We start from the raw sequence: 17,189 nt of genomic DNA on the forward strand, positions 1-17,189 counted from the left end.
CGCGAGCAGGCTCGCTCCCACAGGGATCGCGGATATAAGGGAAATTTGAGTACACCAGCAATCCACTGTGGGAGCGAGCCTGCTCGCGATGAGGCCAGTACAATCGCCGCAAAACTCAAGCCGGGGTCAAGCACTCCGGCCCGTTGAGCTTCGGATCATTGACCATGTTGGCCAGCACTCGCTCGCGTAGTGGCGCCGGTTCGCTGGCCAGCAGCCCTTGCAAGGCATGCAGCGGGGTTGCGGGATCGAGCCACAGGCGCTGGCCTTCTTCGTCCAGGATCAATGGCCGACGTTGACCCGCCGCCGGTTGGGTGATGACCGCCGTGCTCAGCCACACCTGCTCCTGCACCGGATACGCCTCCCAGATCGCGGCAAAGAACAACGACGAACCCTCCCCCGGTGTCAGCCAGTACGGACGCTTGCGCGTGCCGCCACGCCATTCATAGAAACCATTGGCCGGCAGCAGGCAGCGGCGCAGGCGCAAGGCCTCACGGAACATCGGCTGCTCGGCCACGGTTTCGGCCCGGGCATGGGCCGGGGTGCGGGACAGGTCGGTCAGCCACGGTGGCGTCAAGCCCCAGCGCGCTCGGGCCAGTTCGCGCTGGCCATCGGCGCCGGCCCGCAGCATCAGCACCGAATCGTTGGGCGAAATATTCCATTGGGCCTTCTGATCGGCGGGAAAACCGGGCAGGGCCGCGAAGGCGGGGTTCCAGCGAAACAGGGCATAACGTCCACACATGGGGGCAACACGACTCTTGATCAAACGGCCGCCAGCCTAGCAGACCAGCGTGCCGGGGTAACTGTCCGGTTCATCGCCGGGCAATGGCAGCGCGGCATTGTACTCGGCGATCAACTCCCGGGCGTATTGCGCCTGATCGTCCTCCACCGCCAGCCCCAACAGCCCGTGCATCGGCAGTTCCCCGGCACCGCCCAGCAGATCACGCCCCACCAGGTGCGCCGTGATGCCTTCGCTGGCGAGCATGCCTTGGAGCAACTCGCCTTCCATCAGATTTTCCAGCTCATAGATTCGTCGCATGGACGCCCCCATCACTCGTTTTCGCTAAAGACCTCGAGATGCCACTCTTCACCGTGGACCTGCAGTACAAAAGTTATCGGGCGACAACAGACCTGACAGTCCTCGATATAGGTCTGATCGCCACCGGACAGATCCACCGAAGTCTCCACTTCCTCGCCACAATACGGACATTCATACAGAGCGGTTTCCAGCATCGCGGTCTCCCAGGTGACTTGTGCGTATAATCGCCGGTCTATTTGCAGGGCTATTTTTGTCTGGCTTATCTTCCAGACCGTGCCCCGTCGTTTTTTGATCGAACCTTTACTTACCCTAGCCGTTTCCAACAAGAGAGCATGATGGGCGAATTCGATGCCATCCGACCTTACGACGACAGTGAAGTCCCAGCGGTGCTGGCACGGCTGCTCGGCGACAAGGCGTTTCTAGATATCCTCACCCACTTCCGCTTCCCACGCCTGGCCGGCGCCTTCGGCTGGATGCTCAAACCCCTTATAGCGCAAAGATTGCGCCGTGAGTTCGCTGGTGTGACGTCGGTCGCCACGTTGCAGGACAAGGTGGAGTTCTACGTCGACCACACCATCGAGCGCGCCACCGATGGCGTGACCTACACCGGGGTGGAGCAATTCAAGTCGGGCAGTGCGTACCTGTTCATCGCCAACCACCGCGATATCGTGATGGACCCGGCCTTCGTCAACTACGCGGTGTACCACGCCGGCCTGCCGACGCCGCGCATCGCCATTGGCGACAACCTGCTGCAAAAGCCCTTTGTCAGCGACCTGATGCGCCTGAACAAGAGCTTCATCGTGCACCGCTCCATCACCGGACGCCGGGAAAAAATGGCGGCGTACCAATTGTTGTCGGCGTACATCAACCATTCGATCCGCAACGACTGCGCCTCGATCTGGATCGCCCAGGCCGAAGGACGGGCCAAGGACGGTGACGACCGGACGGAGTCGGCGATCCTCAAGATGTTCCACATGAGCCGCAAGGACGAGCCGTTCGGCGAGGTGATCCAGTCGCTGAACCTCACACCGGTGTCGATCAGCTACGAATACGACCCGTGCGACCAGGCCAAGGCCCGCGAGCTGTACATCCGCGCCACCACCGGCACCTACACCAAGGCGCCAGGCGAGGACGACGTGAGCATCGCCAAGGGCATCACCGGTTACAAGGGCCGGGTCCACGTGAACTTCGCCGCGCCGATCACCGAGTTCTACGAGGACACCAAGCAATTGGCCCAGGAGATGGACCGGCAGATTCTCGGCGGCTACCGGCTGTTCCCGGTGCATTACCTGGCCTACGCCCAATGGGCCGACGCCGACCCGCAGTTGCAGGTTCCGACAGCGGCCGAGGTGTTTGGCGCCGAAGAGCTGGCCAAGGCCGAACAGGAATGGCAGCGCCGGCTGGACGCCTGCCCACCGGAACACCGGCCATTCCTGGTGCTGCAATATGCGACGCCGGTGCGTAATCAGTATCGGGTCAAGGCGGGGCTGGCGCTTTAAGCGATAGGTCTGAGGACAAGGGTTTCCTGTGGCGAGGGAGCTTGCTGTGGCGAGGGGATTTATCCCCGCTGGGCTGCGCAGCAGACCCAAACCCTGACAGCTCGGTGAGTCAGGTCGATCACATCAAACCGATCAGGGCTGCTACGCAGCCCAACGGGGATAAATCCCCTCGCCACAGGTCACCAGGTCCCCGATCAAAACGGCTACGCCATCAGAACTGCGTACTGATCCACGACACCAGCAACGCCAGCGCCAGGCAGCCAAAGCCAAACCGGTAGAAAAACCGGTTCATCCGCTGGGTGGCCAGGTCCAGCAGAGCTTCGAATCGTTCATTACCTTCGCGATTGCGCGCTTCAAGGCAGGCCCGCGCCCGTTGTTCACGGCGACGCGTGGCATGCAACACCCAACCACCCGGGCAGGCAAACAGCAACGCCAGCAGGTTGATCAGTTTGGCGGGGTGGGCGGCGAACAACGAAAGCAGATGCGACGACATCACGAACCTCAAGCGAAAAACGGACAGGACACATCCGGGCCTACGAACAGGGCGCGGATTCTACCGAAAGCCTGCCGCCCTGCGCCGTTTTTTCCGACCAGTAACGATCCCCTGCGGTGATGACCAAGTGATTTTGTGGCGAGGGGATTTATCCCCGCTGGGCTGCGAAGCGGCCCCAGGATTTCTGCAGCGCCCAAGAGCTTGCGAGTGCTGCGCACTCGAACGGGGATAAATCCCCTCGCCACAAGAGAAAGGTTCAATCCATCATAATTCTTTGCGTCACGGTTTCGTCATCTGATTAGGCCACTCTGTCGCCCTTCAAACTTGCCCGGAACCCGTCATGCTGCACGCCGAAAACCAGGATCGCCTCTATCTCATCAGCCCGAGCGACGAACAACAGAACCTCGTCGACAGCCTGTCCTTCAACGTGCAGGACCGACATTGGCTGGTGTATTGCGCCCTCGGCGGCCATCAACATGCCGACCTTCCAGAGACCGACCTGCTGACCGGGATCAGTGTGCTGGAGCTGTATTCCCAGGCAGCCTGAGAATATCACCCATAAAAAACCCCTGTGGGAGCAAGGCTTGCCCGCGATGGCGGTGGATCAGTCAATACTAAAGTGGCTGACACTCCGCTATCGCGAGCAGGCTCGCTCCCACAGGGGTTATCGGACGTATTACTTACTCTGCCAGCACCTGGCCAATGGTCGGGTCCTTGAACAGCCGGGTCAGGGCATCGCTCAAGACGTCGCTGACCAGCTTGGTGTTGGTGTCCTGGTTAGGTGCCATGCCGAAGCGCTGGTCCAGGGAAGCACCGTAACGACCACTGTAGCGGCGGTTGGCGTTCTGCACGTCGGAGCGGAAGGTCGCGCCGATGGTGGCTTCGGTCACGTACATGCCTTCCTTGGGCGACTGGTACTTGAGCTCGGCCAGGGTCACGGTCAGTTGCGGGGCATTCAAGGCATTGGCGGTCGGCGTGAAACCGAGCAAACGCACCGCGGCTTCAGCCTGGGCCTGCAGCTTGGGCAGGATCTGCGCGCCCTGCACCGTGATCACGCTGGTTTCCGGATACAACCCGCCACGGGTGCCGAGCGTCGGCGACGGACGACCGTCCACGACCCGCACCACCACCGGTTGGCCACGACCCACAGGCGCCAACTGGGCGTTGAGCTTGGGCTCCGGGTTAAGTTGTTGCGGGCTGTGGGCGCAGCCGACGAGGGTCAGACTGGTCACAGCGATCAAACCGAACAACAGGCGTTGCAACATGCTCTTCTCTCCAGAATCGGGCACAAACAAGCCGGCAGTATAGCGGTGCGCCATCGCCGTGAACCAGATGTCTGACACGGGCCGTGGCTGCCGGTTCCTGTCACCCCATTGTCACGGTCCTTACACCGGCATGTCATGGCCCGCTGTCAGGCTTATCCCAAGCTCCCTGACCCGGTATTCGATCATGCGCTTCCTTATTTCCCTGTTCACCCCACGCCCACATCACCGCAGCTTCGCCCTGCTCGATCGCAATGGCCGTTGCCAGGCATTCAAGCAATGCAGCCTGCAACCCATGGGCGAAGGCTGGGTGGAAATCGACGAGATCCGTCTCAACTGGTTGCACCAGCCATTGCCCGCCAGCGCCCGTGTGCAACCGCTTAGTGCTCGCCCACGCAACCGACAGCTGTTGACCATCTGACCAGACGGCTAATAAAAGTCATTAAACACGACCATTTCCCTGCGTTTCTTCGATACAATCTCCCCCCGATTATAAGGACGTCTCCTGATCGGGCCTCGCAACACCGCTGATGCGCTGGTATTGGCACCCCGCAACGCCCACAGAGAGCCGCCCACACAGATCGAGTGAAGCTGGCGCGCTTGCTGTTCTTCAGGCAAATCCCCACTTTTCGCGAATCTGCAGAGCTGTCATTACGCTCGGTCACTGAGCTGTCTGCCCGTTTTGCCTGTCATGTACTACATGGGGGCAACCAAACCGGGCGCAGTGCCAGGCTGGGACAGCCCTTTTTTGAGGTTCACGTCTTCAAAAGAGCGTGAAAAAACGGGTTTTCACAACTTCACGAGAGTGTGGCGAGCAAATGAAGAGTTTTGCGTCTGAACAAGCACCATTAGCGTCTGAAACAGCCCAACGACACAGGACCGGATATCGCTCAAGAACCGGCGCCTGAAGCCTGTCCGCTACGGATTTGGTTGCACGAACGGATGTCTCGGCCATAAGTCGAATTGCCTGCCCGGCGCTTAAATGAGTTCATGTGACTCTTGAGGCCAGGCTGCATGCATCCGCAGTAGGTGCGAAAAATTGCGAAGATTCGGACATGGCGATCCTGGCCATGGATAACTGGGGCGCAACTGACCTGCCCCGCCACTCCTGGCCGCTATGCCGACAATTTGGTGCTGCAGATTTTGGAGACGCGTTAAATGGCGCATAACGAAGCAGTCGATGTAGTTCTGGTAGGGGCCGGCATCATGAGTGCCACCCTGGCCGTCCTGCTCAAGGAGCTCGACCCCGCGATTTCGCTGGAAGTCGTCGAGCTGATGGATTCCGGTGCCGCGGAGAGTTCCAACCCGTGGAACAACGCCGGCACCGGCCACGCCGGGCTGTGTGAGCTCAACTACACGCCCCAGGCGGCCGACGGCACTGTCGACATCAAGAAAGCCGTGCACATCAACACCCAGTTCGAGGTGTCGAAGCAGTTCTGGACGTACCTGACCCAAAAAGGCACGTTCGGTTCCTCCAAGTCCTTCATCGCCCCGGTGCCACACCTGAGCTTCGTGCAAGGCGAGAAAGGCGTGTCGTTCCTGAAGAAGCGCTTCGAGCTGATGCGCCAGCATCACGCCTTCGCCGACATGGAATACACCGAAGACAAGGCCAAGATGGCCGAGTGGATGCCGCTGATGATGCCAGGCCGGCCGACCGACGAAGTCATCGCCGCGACCCGTGTCATGAACGGTACCGACGTCAACTTCGGCGCCCTGACCAACCAGTTGCTCAAGCACCTGACCAGCGCCCCGGACACCCAGGTCAAATACTGCAAGCGCGTCACCGGCCTCAAGCGCAACGGCAGTGGCTGGACCGTGACCATCAAGGACGTCAATTCCGGCAGCAGCCGCGACGTCGATGCCAAGTTCGTGTTCCTGGGGGCCGGCGGCGCCGCGTTGCCGCTGCTTCAGGCTTCGGGCATCGAGGAAAGCAAGGGCTTCGGCGGCTTCCCGGTCAGCGGCCAGTGGCTGCGTTGCGACAACCCGGAAGTGGTCAAGCACCACCAGGCCAAGGTCTACAGCCAGGCGGCCGTGGGTTCGCCGCCCATGTCGGTACCGCACCTGGACACGCGTGTGGTCGATGGCAAGAAGTCCCTGCTGTTCGGGCCGTACGCCGGCTTCACCACCAAGTTCCTCAAGCACGGCTCGCTCATGGACCTGCCACTGTCGGTACGCGCCGGCAACATCGGCCCGATGCTGGCCGTGGCCCGGGACAACATGGACCTGACCAAGTACCTGATCAGCGAAGTGATGCAGTCCATGGAACAACGCCTGGAATCCCTGCGGCGCTTCTACCCCGAGGCGAAAGCCGAGGACTGGCGCCTGGAAGTGGCCGGCCAACGGGTGCAGATCATCAAGAAGGATCCGAAGAAAGGTGGCGTCCTGCAGTTCGGCACCGAACTGGTGGCAGCCAAGGACGGCACCCTCGCCGCCCTGCTCGGCGCATCGCCAGGTGCTTCGGTGACCGTGTCGATCATGCTGGAACTGATCGAACGCTGCTTCCCGGACAAGGCCAAGGGCGAATGGGCTGCCAAGCTCGCAGAGATCTTCCCGGCCCGGGAAAAAGTGCTGGAAACCGACGCCGCGCTGTATCGCAAGATCAACGCGCAAAACAACATTGCGTTGGAATTGGTTGAAGACAACAAGGCTCAAAGTTACGCCTGATACTGCACTTATAAAAAGCCTCCCGCGCAAACGGGAGGCTTTTTATTATCCGCATTATGACTTCATGCTGAACTTGACGCGACTTCCGCCATGACAAACATAATCGTCGTCATCTTCGACTTCCAATAACTCTGCGCTACAAGAGCCTGCCGGCTTCGCTTCAGCCCAGCGAAGATAAGGCATTGTCTGCTGGTCGCTCAACGGCGCTCTGGCGATATGCCCGAAACTGAAATGACAGGTGCGCCTTCCTTGAGTGTAGGTAAACGATTCCCGTTCGGCGCGCGACTGGGGCAGGTAATAGGTTAGCTCCTGGCTCTCACCGGGATTCACCGAAAAGCTGTGGCCTGCGTTTTCCGGGGCCAGGGACCACGTGAAATCGCTGCCCGGTACGATGACCGCTGACGTTGCATTGAAGATTTCCACATTGACGATCTCATCGAACGCACTGGAAACCGAACTTGCCGTACAACCGACCAGAGACAATAACGCCCCGGCGATATATCTGCTTTTATCTTCCATGATAAATACAACTCCATTTGAACAATTAGACTGAAGCCACTTGGCTCCAATGCAAAAGTAATGGAAATGCAGTTAAAACAAAACAGCCCGAATGGTGACATAACCTTTCGGACCCGGTTGAATAAAACGCAGGAACACTGACGGAACTTCAAACGCCCCGAAGGGCGCTGACAATACTTTAACGCAATCAGCCACGCGCTTTTTTGATCAACTCGATATATTCCTCGGCATTGCGCTGGTCCTGGACCAACGCCACGAAATCGTTGCCATGCTCATCCTTGCCATTGAGGTCATGACCGGCTTCGACGAAAAACGTCAGGAAGCGCTCGAAGTCGTCGACCCGCAGGCCACGGTAGGCCTTGATCAGTTTGTGCAGCGACGGCGAAGTGGCATCGACCGGTTCGAAATTGAGGAACAGCTTGATCTGTTCATCGCCAATCTCGTCGCCAATCACTTGTTTCTTGTCTTTACGCATTGCCGGCTCCAGCTCGCACAGTTCACGGGGCGGGCAGTTTACCCCCGGCAACGCCCAGGCTCAACGCGGGCGTTCGGCACCGGTGTGCAGGTCGGCCCAGATATGACCATTGGCATAGGTGAGAAACTGCACGTAGACCGTGTTGTTGCGCAACAGATCGATGACCACCCGGTACTGGGCCTGTGGATAAGACAGCGTCAGGGTCTTGCTCGCCTCGTCGAAGACCGGCTTCTTCAGGCTCTTGCTTTCGCCGTCGAAGTTGAGGATCACCTGGTTGAGGGTGGCCCCCTTGTTCATCGGCTTGCCCTTGAGGCGCACCAGCAAGGGAGAAGTGACCGGTATCGGTTGCTGGTTGGACTGACGCTGGTTACCCAGCACCACCGAATACTCGGTCACTTGCAGCAATTGCTGCTGTTCAGGCTGCTCCTGGCGCACCACCAGGTCATCGGGGGGCAGGAACTGGCTGTGCATCGGCGCGGCCACAGCCGCCAGGGACAGGCTGGACATCAACAGCAGAGCGGCGCAGCGGCGGATCGATACACTCATGACAGGCTCCAGGGTCTTGGACCGGCACTCTAACATGAGCCCGTACAGTAAAAATAAACGATCCGGGTCAATACTTCCGGGCAGCGGGCGCGGCATACTCAAAGGGCGATCAGCCCAACGGCACGATACCTTTGTGGCGAGGGGATTTATCCCCGCTGGGCTGCGCAGCAGCTCCGAGATTTCTGGTGTGCACAAGAACTTGCGAGTGCTTCGCACTCGAGCGGGGATAAATCCCCTCGCCACAGAATCTGTGTATGCCTGGACTTAGTGTGGTGCGTCGGCCCTGTTCATTTTGTGTGGAGTGTCTATGTCCTTCTCCGCCCCACCGCTGTTCGCCGCCTGGCGCCAAGCCTGGCGCGCCGGCTATACCCTTGAGCGCCTGCGCGGCGACCTGATTGCCGGGCTGACCGTCGGCATCATTGCCATCCCCTTGGCCATGGCCCTGGCCATTGCCGTCGGCGTTGCTCCACAACATGGCTTGTACACCGTACTGGTGGCAGCCCCGTTGATCGCCCTCACCGGCGGTTCGCGCTTCAACGTGAGCGGGCCGACAGCAGCGTTCGTGGTGATACTGCTGCCCATCACTCAACAGTACGGCCTGGGCGGCCTGCTGTTGTGCACCATGCTCGCCGGCCTGATCCTGATCGCCCTGGGCCTGATACGCGCCGGGCGGCTGATCCAGTACATCCCCTATCCGGTCATCCTGGGTTTTACCGCCGGCATTGGCGTCGTCATCGCCACCCTGCAATTGAAGGACCTGTTGGGCCTGACCACCGTCGGCCAGGCCCCGCATTACATCGAACAGTTGGGCGCGCTTATCGTGGCGCTGCCCAGCGCGCGATTGGGCGATGGCATTGTCGGCATCACCTGCCTGGCGGTGCTGATTATCTGGCCACGCTGGGTCCCGCGGGTGCCGGGCCATTTGGTCGCCCTGCTGGTCGGGGCGCTGCTGGGAGTGCTGCTGGAGTTTGCTGGCTGGCCGATCGCGACGTTGGGCGAACGCTTCAGCTATATGGTCGATGGCATCAGCCACCCTGGCATCCCGCCCTTTTTGCCCACCTTCGACTGGCCGTGGAACCTGGCGGACGGCAATGGCCAGCCACTGCACCTTTCCTACGACCTGATCCGCCAACTGCTGGCCCCGGCGTTCGCCATTGCCATGCTTGGCGCTATCGAGTCGCTGTTGTGCGCGGTAGTGGCCGATGGCATGACTGGTAGCAAGCACGACCCCAATGCCGAACTGATCGGCCAGGGCCTGGGTAATCTGGTGGCGCCGCTGTTCGGTGGCATCACGGCCACGGCGGCGATTGCCCGTAGCGCCACCAACGTGCGCAGCGGCGCCTCGTCCCCGCTGGCCGCGATCATCCACAGCCTCGTGGTGCTGCTGGCCATGTTGCTGCTGGCGCCTTTGTTCAGCTACTTGCCCATGGCTGCGCTGGCCGCATTGTTAGTGATAGTCGCCTGGAACATGAGCGAAGCCGGACATGTGCTGCACACGCTGCGTATTGCCCCGCGCAGCGACGTGCTGGTGCTGCTGACCTGCCTGAGCCTGACCGTTTTGTTCGACATGGTCATGGCGGTTGCCGTCGGCCTGCTGCTGGCCGCCGGCCTGTTCATCAAGCGCATGAGCGAGCTGACGGACAGCGCCGAACTGCCTCGTCACTTCCATCAAGCCTTGCTGGACATGCCCGAGCATGTACGCTGCTACGCAATCCGTGGGCCGCTGTTCTTCGGTGCAGCCGAAAAAGCCCTCGATGTGCTGCGCAAGTTCGATCCGGGGGTGCGCGTGGTGGTGGTGGAAATGAGCGCCGTGCCGATGCTGGACATGACCGCGCTGGCCGCTTTTGAAAATATCCTGAAAGACTATCGCAAGCAGGGCATCGGCCTGATCCTGGTGGCGACCGCCCCCCGGGTGCGCCTGAAATTGCGCCGTGCCGGCATTCATCGCGAGCAGCGCCAATTGGCGTATGTGCAAACCCTGGAGCAGGCGCGGGTCAAAAGCGAAAAATGGCTCGCAGCCGGCAGCGCCGCTCATTCAAGATTTGTCTGATCTGTGGCGAGGGGATTTATCCCCGTTCGAGTGCGGAGCACTCGCAAGCTCTTGGGCACACCAACAATCTCGGGGTCGCTTCGCAACCCAGCGGGGATAAATCCCCTCGCCACAGAAGCCCTGCTGCCGCATCGTTCAGTCGAACTGCGCGCGCATCCAGGCCTGGTACTCGGCCACGCCTGGCTCGGCTTCGCGGGGCGCCCAGTCGGCCAGTTCGCCCTCGCCCACAGGCCGGTATGGGCCGGCCTTGCATTCGAACATCAGGCTGTCGGCTTCCAGCACCACCAAGCCGTGATACACGCCGGCTGGCAGGTCGACCCCGAGGCAATCGCCACCGGCCTGCAGGATGCGCTTATCCACCACCGCACCGGCGTCGTCGAAGATCAATACACCCAACCGGCCCTTGAGTACCAGCAAGGTTTCCGCCTTGTCGGCGCTCAGGTGGCGGTGCGGTGGAATGTAGGTCGAAGGCTGCAAGCCCACCGCCATGCGGTGGCACGGCTCGTCCATCGCATGGAAATTATGGTGCTGCCGCCCGCGAGGACTGGCCGCAGCTTTTTCGGCCAAATCGTCGAACAGTGCGCGTTCCAGAAAACTTGGCCGAGTCATCGATTACATCCCCTTGACGGCAAAAATGCCATTAGCGTTGCGCCAGTAGCCTTTGTAGTCCATGCCGTAGCCAAAGATGTAGCGGTCGACGCACGGCAGGCCGACGAAATCGGCTTTCAAGTCAGGCCGCGCCTTGCGGTCGTGGTCCTTGTCGATCAGCACGGCGGTGTGCACGGCACGAGCGCCAGCGTGTTTGCAGAAATCGATGATCGCGCCCAGGGTGTGCCCCTCGTCGAGGATGTCGTCGATGATCAGCACGTCACGGTCGATGAACGAGACTTCCGGCTTGGCTTTCCAGAACAGATCACCGCCGCTGGTTTCGTTGCGATAACGGGTCGCGTGCAGGTAGGACGCTTCCAAGGGGAAGTTCAGGTAGGTCAGCAGCTTGCCGGAGAAAATCAGCCCGCCGTTCATGACGCAGAACACCACCGGGTTGGCATCCGCCAGTTGGTCGTTGATTTGCGCACCGACACGGGCGATGGCCGCTTCGACTTCAGCTTCGGTGTACAGGCAGTCAGCCTCTCGCATGATTTGACGGATATGCTCGAGATCAGCGGACATGGCGCTCTCCAGGAGAGATTGAGGGGGACGGGTTCGGAAAAGCCGGCAAAGGTACGCATCCCGCCCGGCCAGATCAAGCGTTTGTGGACTAACGTTCTGTATTGTCTATAGGACAACACCCTCGGATAGATTAATCTAGGCCGGTTTTTTTGCCCGCCGCCGGAGCCTTCCCCATGCCCATCCTCGAGATCCGCCATCCGCTGATCAGACACAAACTCGGCCTGATGCGCCGCGCTGACATTAGCACGAAGAACTTCCGTGAACTCGCCCAGGAAGTCGGTGCGCTGCTCACCTACGAAGCCACCAAGGACCTGCCCCTGGAGTCCTATGAAATCGACGGTTGGGCCGGTACGGTCCAGGTCGAGAAAATCGCCGGCAAGAAGATCACCGTGGTGCCGATCCTGCGCGCCGGCATCGGCATGCTCGAGGGCGTACTGAGCCTGATCCCCGGGGCCAAGGTCAGCGCCGTGGGCGTGGCTCGCAACGAGCAGACCCTGCAGGCGCACACCTACCTGGAAAAACTGGTGCCGGAAATCGACGAGCGCCTGGCGATGATCATCGACCCGATGCTCGCCACCGGCAGCTCCATGGTCGCCACCATCGACCTGTTGAAAAAAGCCGGTTGCCGGGACATCCGCGCCATGGTGCTGGTCGCGGCGCCCGAAGGCATCAAGGCCGTGCAGGACGCCCACCCGGATGTGACCATCTACACCGCGTCCATCGACCAGAAACTCAACGAGCATGGCTACATCATCCCGGGCCTGGGCGATGCCGGCGACAAGATCTTCGGCACCAAGCAGAAGGACGCTTGAGCATGCAGGATGAGTTCAACGACCCGCTCTGGCGCCAGGTCCTGTCCGGCGCGCAGATGCTGTTCGTCGCCTTCGGCGCGCTGGTCCTGATGCCGCTGATCACCGGGCTGGACCCTAACGTGGCGCTGTTCACCGCCGGCCTGGGGACGATCCTGTTCCAGATCGTCACCGGACGCCAGGTGCCGGTGTTCCTGGCGTCGAGCTTTGCCTTCATCACACCGATCATCCTCGCCAAGGGCCAGTTCGGCCTGGCCGCGACCATGGGCGGCGTGATGGCGGCGGGTTTCGTCTACACCTTCCTGGGCCTGGCGGTGAAGATCAAGGGCACCGGCTTCATCGACCGGCTACTGCCGCCGGTGGTCATTGGCCCGGTGATCATTTCCATCGGCCTGGCCATGGCGCCGATTGCGGCCAACATGGCGATGGGCAAGGCCGGCGACGGCACCGAACTGATTCATTATCAAACCGCGATGCTGATTTCGATGCCAGCCCTGCTCACCACCCTGATCGTCGCGGTGTTCGGCAAAGGTATTTTCCGCCTGGTGCCGATCATTTCCGGCGTGCTGGTGGGCTTTGCCATGGCGTTTTTCTTCGGTGTGGTGGATACCGCGAAAATCGCCGCCGCGCCGTGGTTCGCCCTGCCGAACTTCACTGCACCTGAATTCAACTGGCAGGCGATCCTGTTCATCGTGCCGGTGGCCCTGGCGCCAGCCATCGAGCACATCGGCGGCGTGATTGCCGTGGGCAGCGTGACCGGTCGCGACTACCTGAAAAAACCCGGCCTGCATCGCACCCTGCTCGGTGACGGCCTCGCCACCACCGCCGCCGGCCTGTTCGGCGGCCCGCCCAACACCACCTACGCCGAAGTGACCGGTGCGGTGATGCTGACCAAGAACTACAACCCGAAGATCATGACCTGGGCGGCGATCTTCGCCATCAGCCTGGCGTTCATCGGCAAGTTCGGCGCGCTGCTGCAAAGCATCCCGGTGCCAGTGATGGGCGGGATCCTGTGCCTGTTGTTCGGTTCGATCGCGGCGGTGGGCATGAACACCTTGATCCGCCACAAGATCGACCTGGGCGAAGCCCGCAACCTGGTGATCGTTTCGGTGACCCTGGTGTTCGGCATCGGCGGTGTACTGGTGGGCACCGGCACCGGCCCGGACGACTTCGGCCTCAAAGGCATTGCGCTGTGCGCGGTAGTGGCGATCGCCCTGAACCTGCTGCTGCCGGGCAATGACAGCTGGAAGCAGAAGAAGGCGGATGAGCCTCTGATCTGATTCGAGCTTGAGGTTTTGTTGTCAGTCAGATAGCTATCGCGAGCAGGCTCGCTCCCACATGGGATCTGTTGTGAACACCAGTTTTGTGATCACTCGAGATCCACTGTGGGAGCGAGCCTGCTCGCGATGGGGCCCTTGAATTTCACAAAGCGATGGGCGCCCGCTCACACAACGTACTCAACGCCTTCGCCCACTGCGACTCGTCGTTGAGACACGGCACCAGCACCAGCTCCTCCCCTCCTGCCGCGCGGAATTGCTCGCGCCCGCGATCGCCGATTTCCTCCAGGGTCTCGATGCAATCGGCCACGAACGCCGGGCACATCACCAAGACTTTCTTCACACCGCTTTTGGCCAACTCATCCAGGCGCGCTTCGGTGTAGGGTTCGATCCACTTGGCACGGCCCAGCCGCGACTGGAACGACACCGACCACTGGCCCTCCTTGAGCCCCATGCGCTGGGCGAACTGTTCGGCCGTGCGAATGCACTGGGCGCGGTAACAGGTGGCCATGACTTCCGGCGGTGCGTTCTTGCAGCAGTCGGCATCCTTGAAGCAATGGAACCCCGTTGGGTCGAGCTTGGTCAGGTGTCGCTCGGGCAAGCCGTGGAAACTCAACAGCAGGTGATCGTGATCCTGCATCAGGTAGGGCTTGGCGCTGGCCACCAGGGCGTCGAGGTACTCCGGCTGGTCGTAGAACGGCTGGAGAATCGAGAACTGCACATTAAGCTTCTTTTCCCGCACAACCCGCTTCGCTTCCTCGACCACCGTGGTGACGGTACTGTCAGCGAACTGCGGGTACAACGGCGCCAGGGTGATCTTTTTGTGCCCCTGGCTCGCCAGGCGCACCAGCGCCGATTCAATGGACGGCTCGCCATAACGCATCGCCAGTTCCACCGGGCCCTGGGTCCACTGCACGGTCATGGCCTGTTGCAGCCGACGACTGAGCACCACCAACGGCGACCCCTCCTCCCACCAGATCGAAGCGTAGGCATGAGCCGACTGCTCGGGACGCTTGATCAGAATCAGCGACACCAGCAAGCGCCGGACCGGCCATGGCAAGTCGATGACATACGGATCCATCAGGAATTGATTGAGGTAGCGGCGCACATCGGCCACCGAAGTGGAGGCAGGCGAACCCAGATTCACCAGAAGCAACGCGTGATCGGTCATGCAACGTCCTATTTCAAAGGCGGCTGGACAAGTCTTCCAGGGCCGCGGGCAAATCAGTGAACCGGAATGTGAAACCCGTCGCCTGCAGTCGGGCCGGCGTGGCGCGCTGGCCGCCGAGCAACAGCAGTGACAATTCCCCCAATGCGACTTTCAACGCAAGCTCCGGCATCGGCACCACGGCTGGCCGATGCAACACGCGCCCCAAGGCCTTGGCAAAATCGCGGTTGCGCACCGGGTTAGGAGCGCACGCATTATAAGGACCGCTGGCATCAGAGCGGTGCAGAAGAAAATCAATCAGGGCGATTTGATCGTCAATATGAATCCACGGCATCCACTGCCGACCATTGCCGATACGCCCGCCCAGCGCCAGTTTGAATGGCAGCAACAGCCGCGACAAAAAGCCGCCCTCGGCAGACAGGACCAGGCCGGTACGAACCAGTACCACGCGCATGCCCTGCGCCTCGGCCCGCTGCGCGGTTTCTTCCCAGGCGATACACAACTGACTGGCAAAATCTTCGCTCACCGGTCCCGATTCCTCGGTCAACTCGCGCTCGCCACCATCGCCGTACCAGCCCACTGCCGAACCGGAAATCAACACCTGCGGTTTCTGTTCGCAACGCTCCAGCCACGCCAGCAAAACTTCCGTCAATGTGATGCGACTGCTCCATAGCAACATCTTGCGTTTGTGGCTCCAGGGCCGGTCGGCAATGGGCGCTCCCGCGAGGTTGATCACCGCGTCCACCGGCACATCGATGTCCTCGAGCCTGGCAACGCCGCGCACTTGTGCCCCACAGATTTTCGCCACCTCTTCAGGCCGGCGACTCCATACCGTCAAGCGATGTCCCTGCTCCAACCAGAGGCGGCAGAGCTGACGTCCGATCAAACCAGTACCGCCGGTCAGCAATATGTGCATGAGATGTTCCTCGCATCGCGTTTTACCCGGCCCATTAGTCTATTTTTATAAGCAGGGATTTTTCGTATCGGACAGGGTCTGTGTTTAACAATAGGACAACCTGTCCAAACGCGAACGGTAAAACTTATACCAAAAACCCGAATTGTACAGGTTTAAACGACGGCGTAGTCTGTACAGAAAGGTAAACGAGGCCCTCATGACTGTACCTATCGCAATCATCGGCACCGGCATCGCCGGACTTTCAGCCGCCCAGGCCCTGACGGAGGCCGGGCATATCGTTCAACTCTTCGATAAAAGCCACGGCAGTGGCGGACGCATGTCGAGCAAACGCAGCGATGCCGGCGCCCTGGACATGGGCGCGCAATACTTCACCGCTCGCGATCGGCGCTTTGTCACGGAGGTCCAGCGCTGGCAAGCCAACGGCTGGGCCGCGGAATGGAACCCGCAACTCTACAATTTCCAGGGCGGGCAACTGAGCCCTTCGCCGGACGAACAGACCCGCTGGGTCGGCACTCCGCGCATGAGCGCCATCACCCGTGCCCTGCTCGGCAAGTTGCAAGTGCAGTTTTCCTGCCGGATCACCGAGGTGTACCGCGGCCAGGAACATTGGCATTTGCAGGACGCGGAAGGTTTCACCCACGGCCCCTTCGGCCAGGTGGTGATCGCCACGCCCGCACCCCAGGCCACCGCGTTGCTGGCGGCCGTGCCGAAGCTGGCTGGCGTGGCAGCGGGGGTAAAGATGGACCCGACCTGGGCAGTGGCCCTGGCGTTCGAAAAGCCGCTGGATACCTCCATGGAAGGCTGCTTCGTACAGGACAGCCCCCTCGACTGGCTGGCCCGCAACCGCAGCAAACCCGGACGCGACAGCAAGCTCGATACCTGGGTACTGCATGCCACCAGCGACTGGAGCCGGCAGCACATCGACCTGTCCAAGGAAGCGGTGATCGAACACCTGCACGGCGCCTTCGCCGAACTGCTGCACAGCGCCATGCCCGCACCAAGCTTCAGTGTCGCCCATCGCTGGCTCTACGCCCGCCCCGCTGGCAACCATGAATGGGGCGCCCTGGCCGATGCCGACCTGGGCCTGTATGTGTGTGGCGACTGGTGCCTGTCCGGCCGGGTCGAAGGCGCATGGCTAAGCGGCCAGGAAGCTGCCCGCCGCCTGCATGCAAGCCTGCAATAGATCGCGTCACCCCATCGCTTTACGCTGCTGTCGAAAGAGACAGCAGCCTGCCTTCGACACAGTTTGACGCCGCCTCGCTACTCAATCCGATTGACTTGCGCGGGTTCGAGCCTATGATAAAA

General features: G+C 61.0%; 20 protein-coding genes. 8 read left to right on the forward strand and 12 right to left on the reverse strand.

Features of this window, described 5'->3' with window-relative positions:
- Positions 1–115: 115 nt before the first annotated feature.
- Genes PBDP_RS24750 through PBDP_RS24760 form a run of 3 tightly spaced genes read right to left on the reverse strand, consistent with a single transcriptional unit; the run spans position 116 to position 1,230 of the window.
- A complete protein-coding gene (locus tag PBDP_RS24750; RefSeq protein WP_109754889.1) occupies positions 116–739 on the reverse strand; it encodes an SOS response-associated peptidase in 624 nt (207 codons plus the stop codon).
- 36 nt (positions 740–775) lie between these two features.
- Positions 776–1,036: a putative signal transducing protein gene (locus tag PBDP_RS24755; protein ID WP_109754941.1), complete on the reverse strand. Its 261-nt coding sequence runs from the start codon at positions 1,034–1,036 to the stop codon at positions 776–778.
- A gap of 11 nt (positions 1,037–1,047) precedes the next feature.
- Complete coding sequence (locus PBDP_RS24760) at positions 1,048–1,230, reverse strand: CPXCG motif-containing cysteine-rich protein (protein ID WP_109754890.1); 183 nt, start codon at positions 1,228–1,230, stop codon at positions 1,048–1,050.
- A gap of 138 nt (positions 1,231–1,368) precedes the next feature.
- Between PBDP_RS24760 and PBDP_RS24765 the strand changes: the two genes are divergently transcribed.
- On the forward strand, positions 1,369–2,535 hold the full coding sequence (locus PBDP_RS24765) for a 1-acyl-sn-glycerol-3-phosphate acyltransferase (protein WP_109754891.1): 1,167 nt from the start codon (positions 1,369–1,371) through the stop codon (positions 2,533–2,535).
- A 211-nt stretch (positions 2,536–2,746) separates the two neighbouring features.
- On the opposite strand, the gene PBDP_RS24770 is transcribed toward PBDP_RS24765, so the two are convergent.
- Complete coding sequence (locus tag PBDP_RS24770; protein WP_109754892.1) at positions 2,747–3,028, reverse strand: hypothetical protein; 282 nt, start codon at positions 3,026–3,028, stop codon at positions 2,747–2,749.
- 340 nt (positions 3,029–3,368) lie between these two features.
- Between PBDP_RS24770 and PBDP_RS24775 the strand changes: the two genes are divergently transcribed.
- Positions 3,369–3,575, forward strand: coding sequence for a hypothetical protein (locus tag PBDP_RS24775; protein WP_047735959.1), 207 nt, complete (start codon positions 3,369–3,371; stop codon positions 3,573–3,575).
- A gap of 133 nt (positions 3,576–3,708) precedes the next feature.
- On the opposite strand, the gene PBDP_RS24780 is transcribed toward PBDP_RS24775, so the two are convergent.
- Positions 3,709–4,293, reverse strand: coding sequence for a YajG family lipoprotein (locus PBDP_RS24780; protein WP_003205489.1), 585 nt, complete (start codon positions 4,291–4,293; stop codon positions 3,709–3,711).
- A 184-nt stretch (positions 4,294–4,477) separates the two neighbouring features.
- Here PBDP_RS24780 and PBDP_RS24785 point away from each other — a divergent pair, with 184 nt between their 5' ends.
- Complete coding sequence (locus PBDP_RS24785) at positions 4,478–4,711, forward strand: hypothetical protein (RefSeq protein WP_109754893.1); 234 nt, start codon at positions 4,478–4,480, stop codon at positions 4,709–4,711.
- Between the two features lie 737 nt (positions 4,712–5,448).
- Complete coding sequence (mqo, locus tag PBDP_RS24790; protein ID WP_109754894.1) at positions 5,449–6,954, forward strand: malate dehydrogenase (quinone); 1,506 nt, start codon at positions 5,449–5,451, stop codon at positions 6,952–6,954.
- Positions 6,955–7,008: 54 nt separating this feature from the next.
- On the opposite strand, the gene PBDP_RS24795 is transcribed toward mqo, so the two are convergent.
- From PBDP_RS24795 to PBDP_RS24805, 3 genes are all read right to left on the reverse strand, one after another.
- Positions 7,009–7,473: a hypothetical protein gene (locus PBDP_RS24795; RefSeq protein ID WP_212801441.1), complete on the reverse strand. Its 465-nt coding sequence runs from the start codon at positions 7,471–7,473 to the stop codon at positions 7,009–7,011.
- 187 nt (positions 7,474–7,660) lie between these two features.
- On the reverse strand, positions 7,661–7,948 hold the full coding sequence (locus PBDP_RS24800) for a PA4642 family protein (protein WP_109754896.1): 288 nt from the start codon (positions 7,946–7,948) through the stop codon (positions 7,661–7,663).
- A gap of 60 nt (positions 7,949–8,008) precedes the next feature.
- Positions 8,009–8,494 carry a hypothetical protein gene (locus PBDP_RS24805; RefSeq protein WP_109754897.1) on the reverse strand — a complete coding sequence of 162 codons (486 nt, stop codon included), beginning with the start codon at positions 8,492–8,494 and terminating at the stop codon, positions 8,009–8,011.
- Positions 8,495–8,801: 307 nt separating this feature from the next.
- Here PBDP_RS24805 and dauA point away from each other — a divergent pair, with 307 nt between their 5' ends.
- Positions 8,802–10,544, forward strand: a complete 1,743-nt coding sequence (gene dauA / locus PBDP_RS24810; protein ID WP_212801442.1) for a C4-dicarboxylic acid transporter DauA — start codon at positions 8,802–8,804, stop codon at positions 10,542–10,544.
- A gap of 135 nt (positions 10,545–10,679) precedes the next feature.
- On the opposite strand, the gene PBDP_RS24815 is transcribed toward dauA, so the two are convergent.
- Complete coding sequence (locus PBDP_RS24815) at positions 10,680–11,153, reverse strand: WbuC family cupin fold metalloprotein (RefSeq protein WP_109754899.1); 474 nt, start codon at positions 11,151–11,153, stop codon at positions 10,680–10,682.
- 3 nt (positions 11,154–11,156) lie between these two features.
- The gene (locus PBDP_RS24820) at positions 11,157–11,714 is read right to left on the reverse strand and encodes a hypoxanthine-guanine phosphoribosyltransferase (RefSeq protein ID WP_060614135.1); all 558 of its coding nucleotides are present in this window, start codon (positions 11,712–11,714) and stop codon (positions 11,157–11,159) included.
- Positions 11,715–11,887: 173 nt separating this feature from the next.
- Here PBDP_RS24820 and upp point away from each other — a divergent pair, with 173 nt between their 5' ends.
- The gene (gene upp / locus PBDP_RS24825) at positions 11,888–12,526 is read left to right on the forward strand and encodes a uracil phosphoribosyltransferase (protein WP_003185330.1); all 639 of its coding nucleotides are present in this window, start codon (positions 11,888–11,890) and stop codon (positions 12,524–12,526) included.
- Between the two features lie 2 nt (positions 12,527–12,528).
- Complete coding sequence (locus PBDP_RS24830; RefSeq protein ID WP_109754900.1) at positions 12,529–13,803, forward strand: uracil-xanthine permease family protein; 1,275 nt, start codon at positions 12,529–12,531, stop codon at positions 13,801–13,803.
- A 142-nt stretch (positions 13,804–13,945) separates the two neighbouring features.
- Here the strand turns inward: PBDP_RS24830 and hemH are convergent, their stop codons facing one another.
- Positions 13,946–14,971, reverse strand: a complete 1,026-nt coding sequence (gene hemH, locus PBDP_RS24835; RefSeq protein WP_116833440.1) for a ferrochelatase — start codon at positions 14,969–14,971, stop codon at positions 13,946–13,948.
- A gap of 13 nt (positions 14,972–14,984) precedes the next feature.
- Positions 14,985–15,884, reverse strand: coding sequence for a TIGR01777 family oxidoreductase (locus PBDP_RS24840; RefSeq protein WP_212801443.1), 900 nt, complete (start codon positions 15,882–15,884; stop codon positions 14,985–14,987).
- Positions 15,885–16,080: 196 nt separating this feature from the next.
- On the opposite strand from PBDP_RS24840, the gene PBDP_RS24845 reads away from it, so the two are divergent.
- On the forward strand, positions 16,081–17,067 hold the full coding sequence (locus PBDP_RS24845; RefSeq protein WP_163856715.1) for an NAD(P)/FAD-dependent oxidoreductase: 987 nt from the start codon (positions 16,081–16,083) through the stop codon (positions 17,065–17,067).
- Positions 17,068–17,189 lie beyond the last annotated feature (122 nt).

This window comes from Pseudomonas sp. St290, from assembly GCF_018325805.1.
GTDB lineage: Bacteria > Pseudomonadota > Gammaproteobacteria > Pseudomonadales > Pseudomonadaceae > Aquipseudomonas > Aquipseudomonas bijieensis.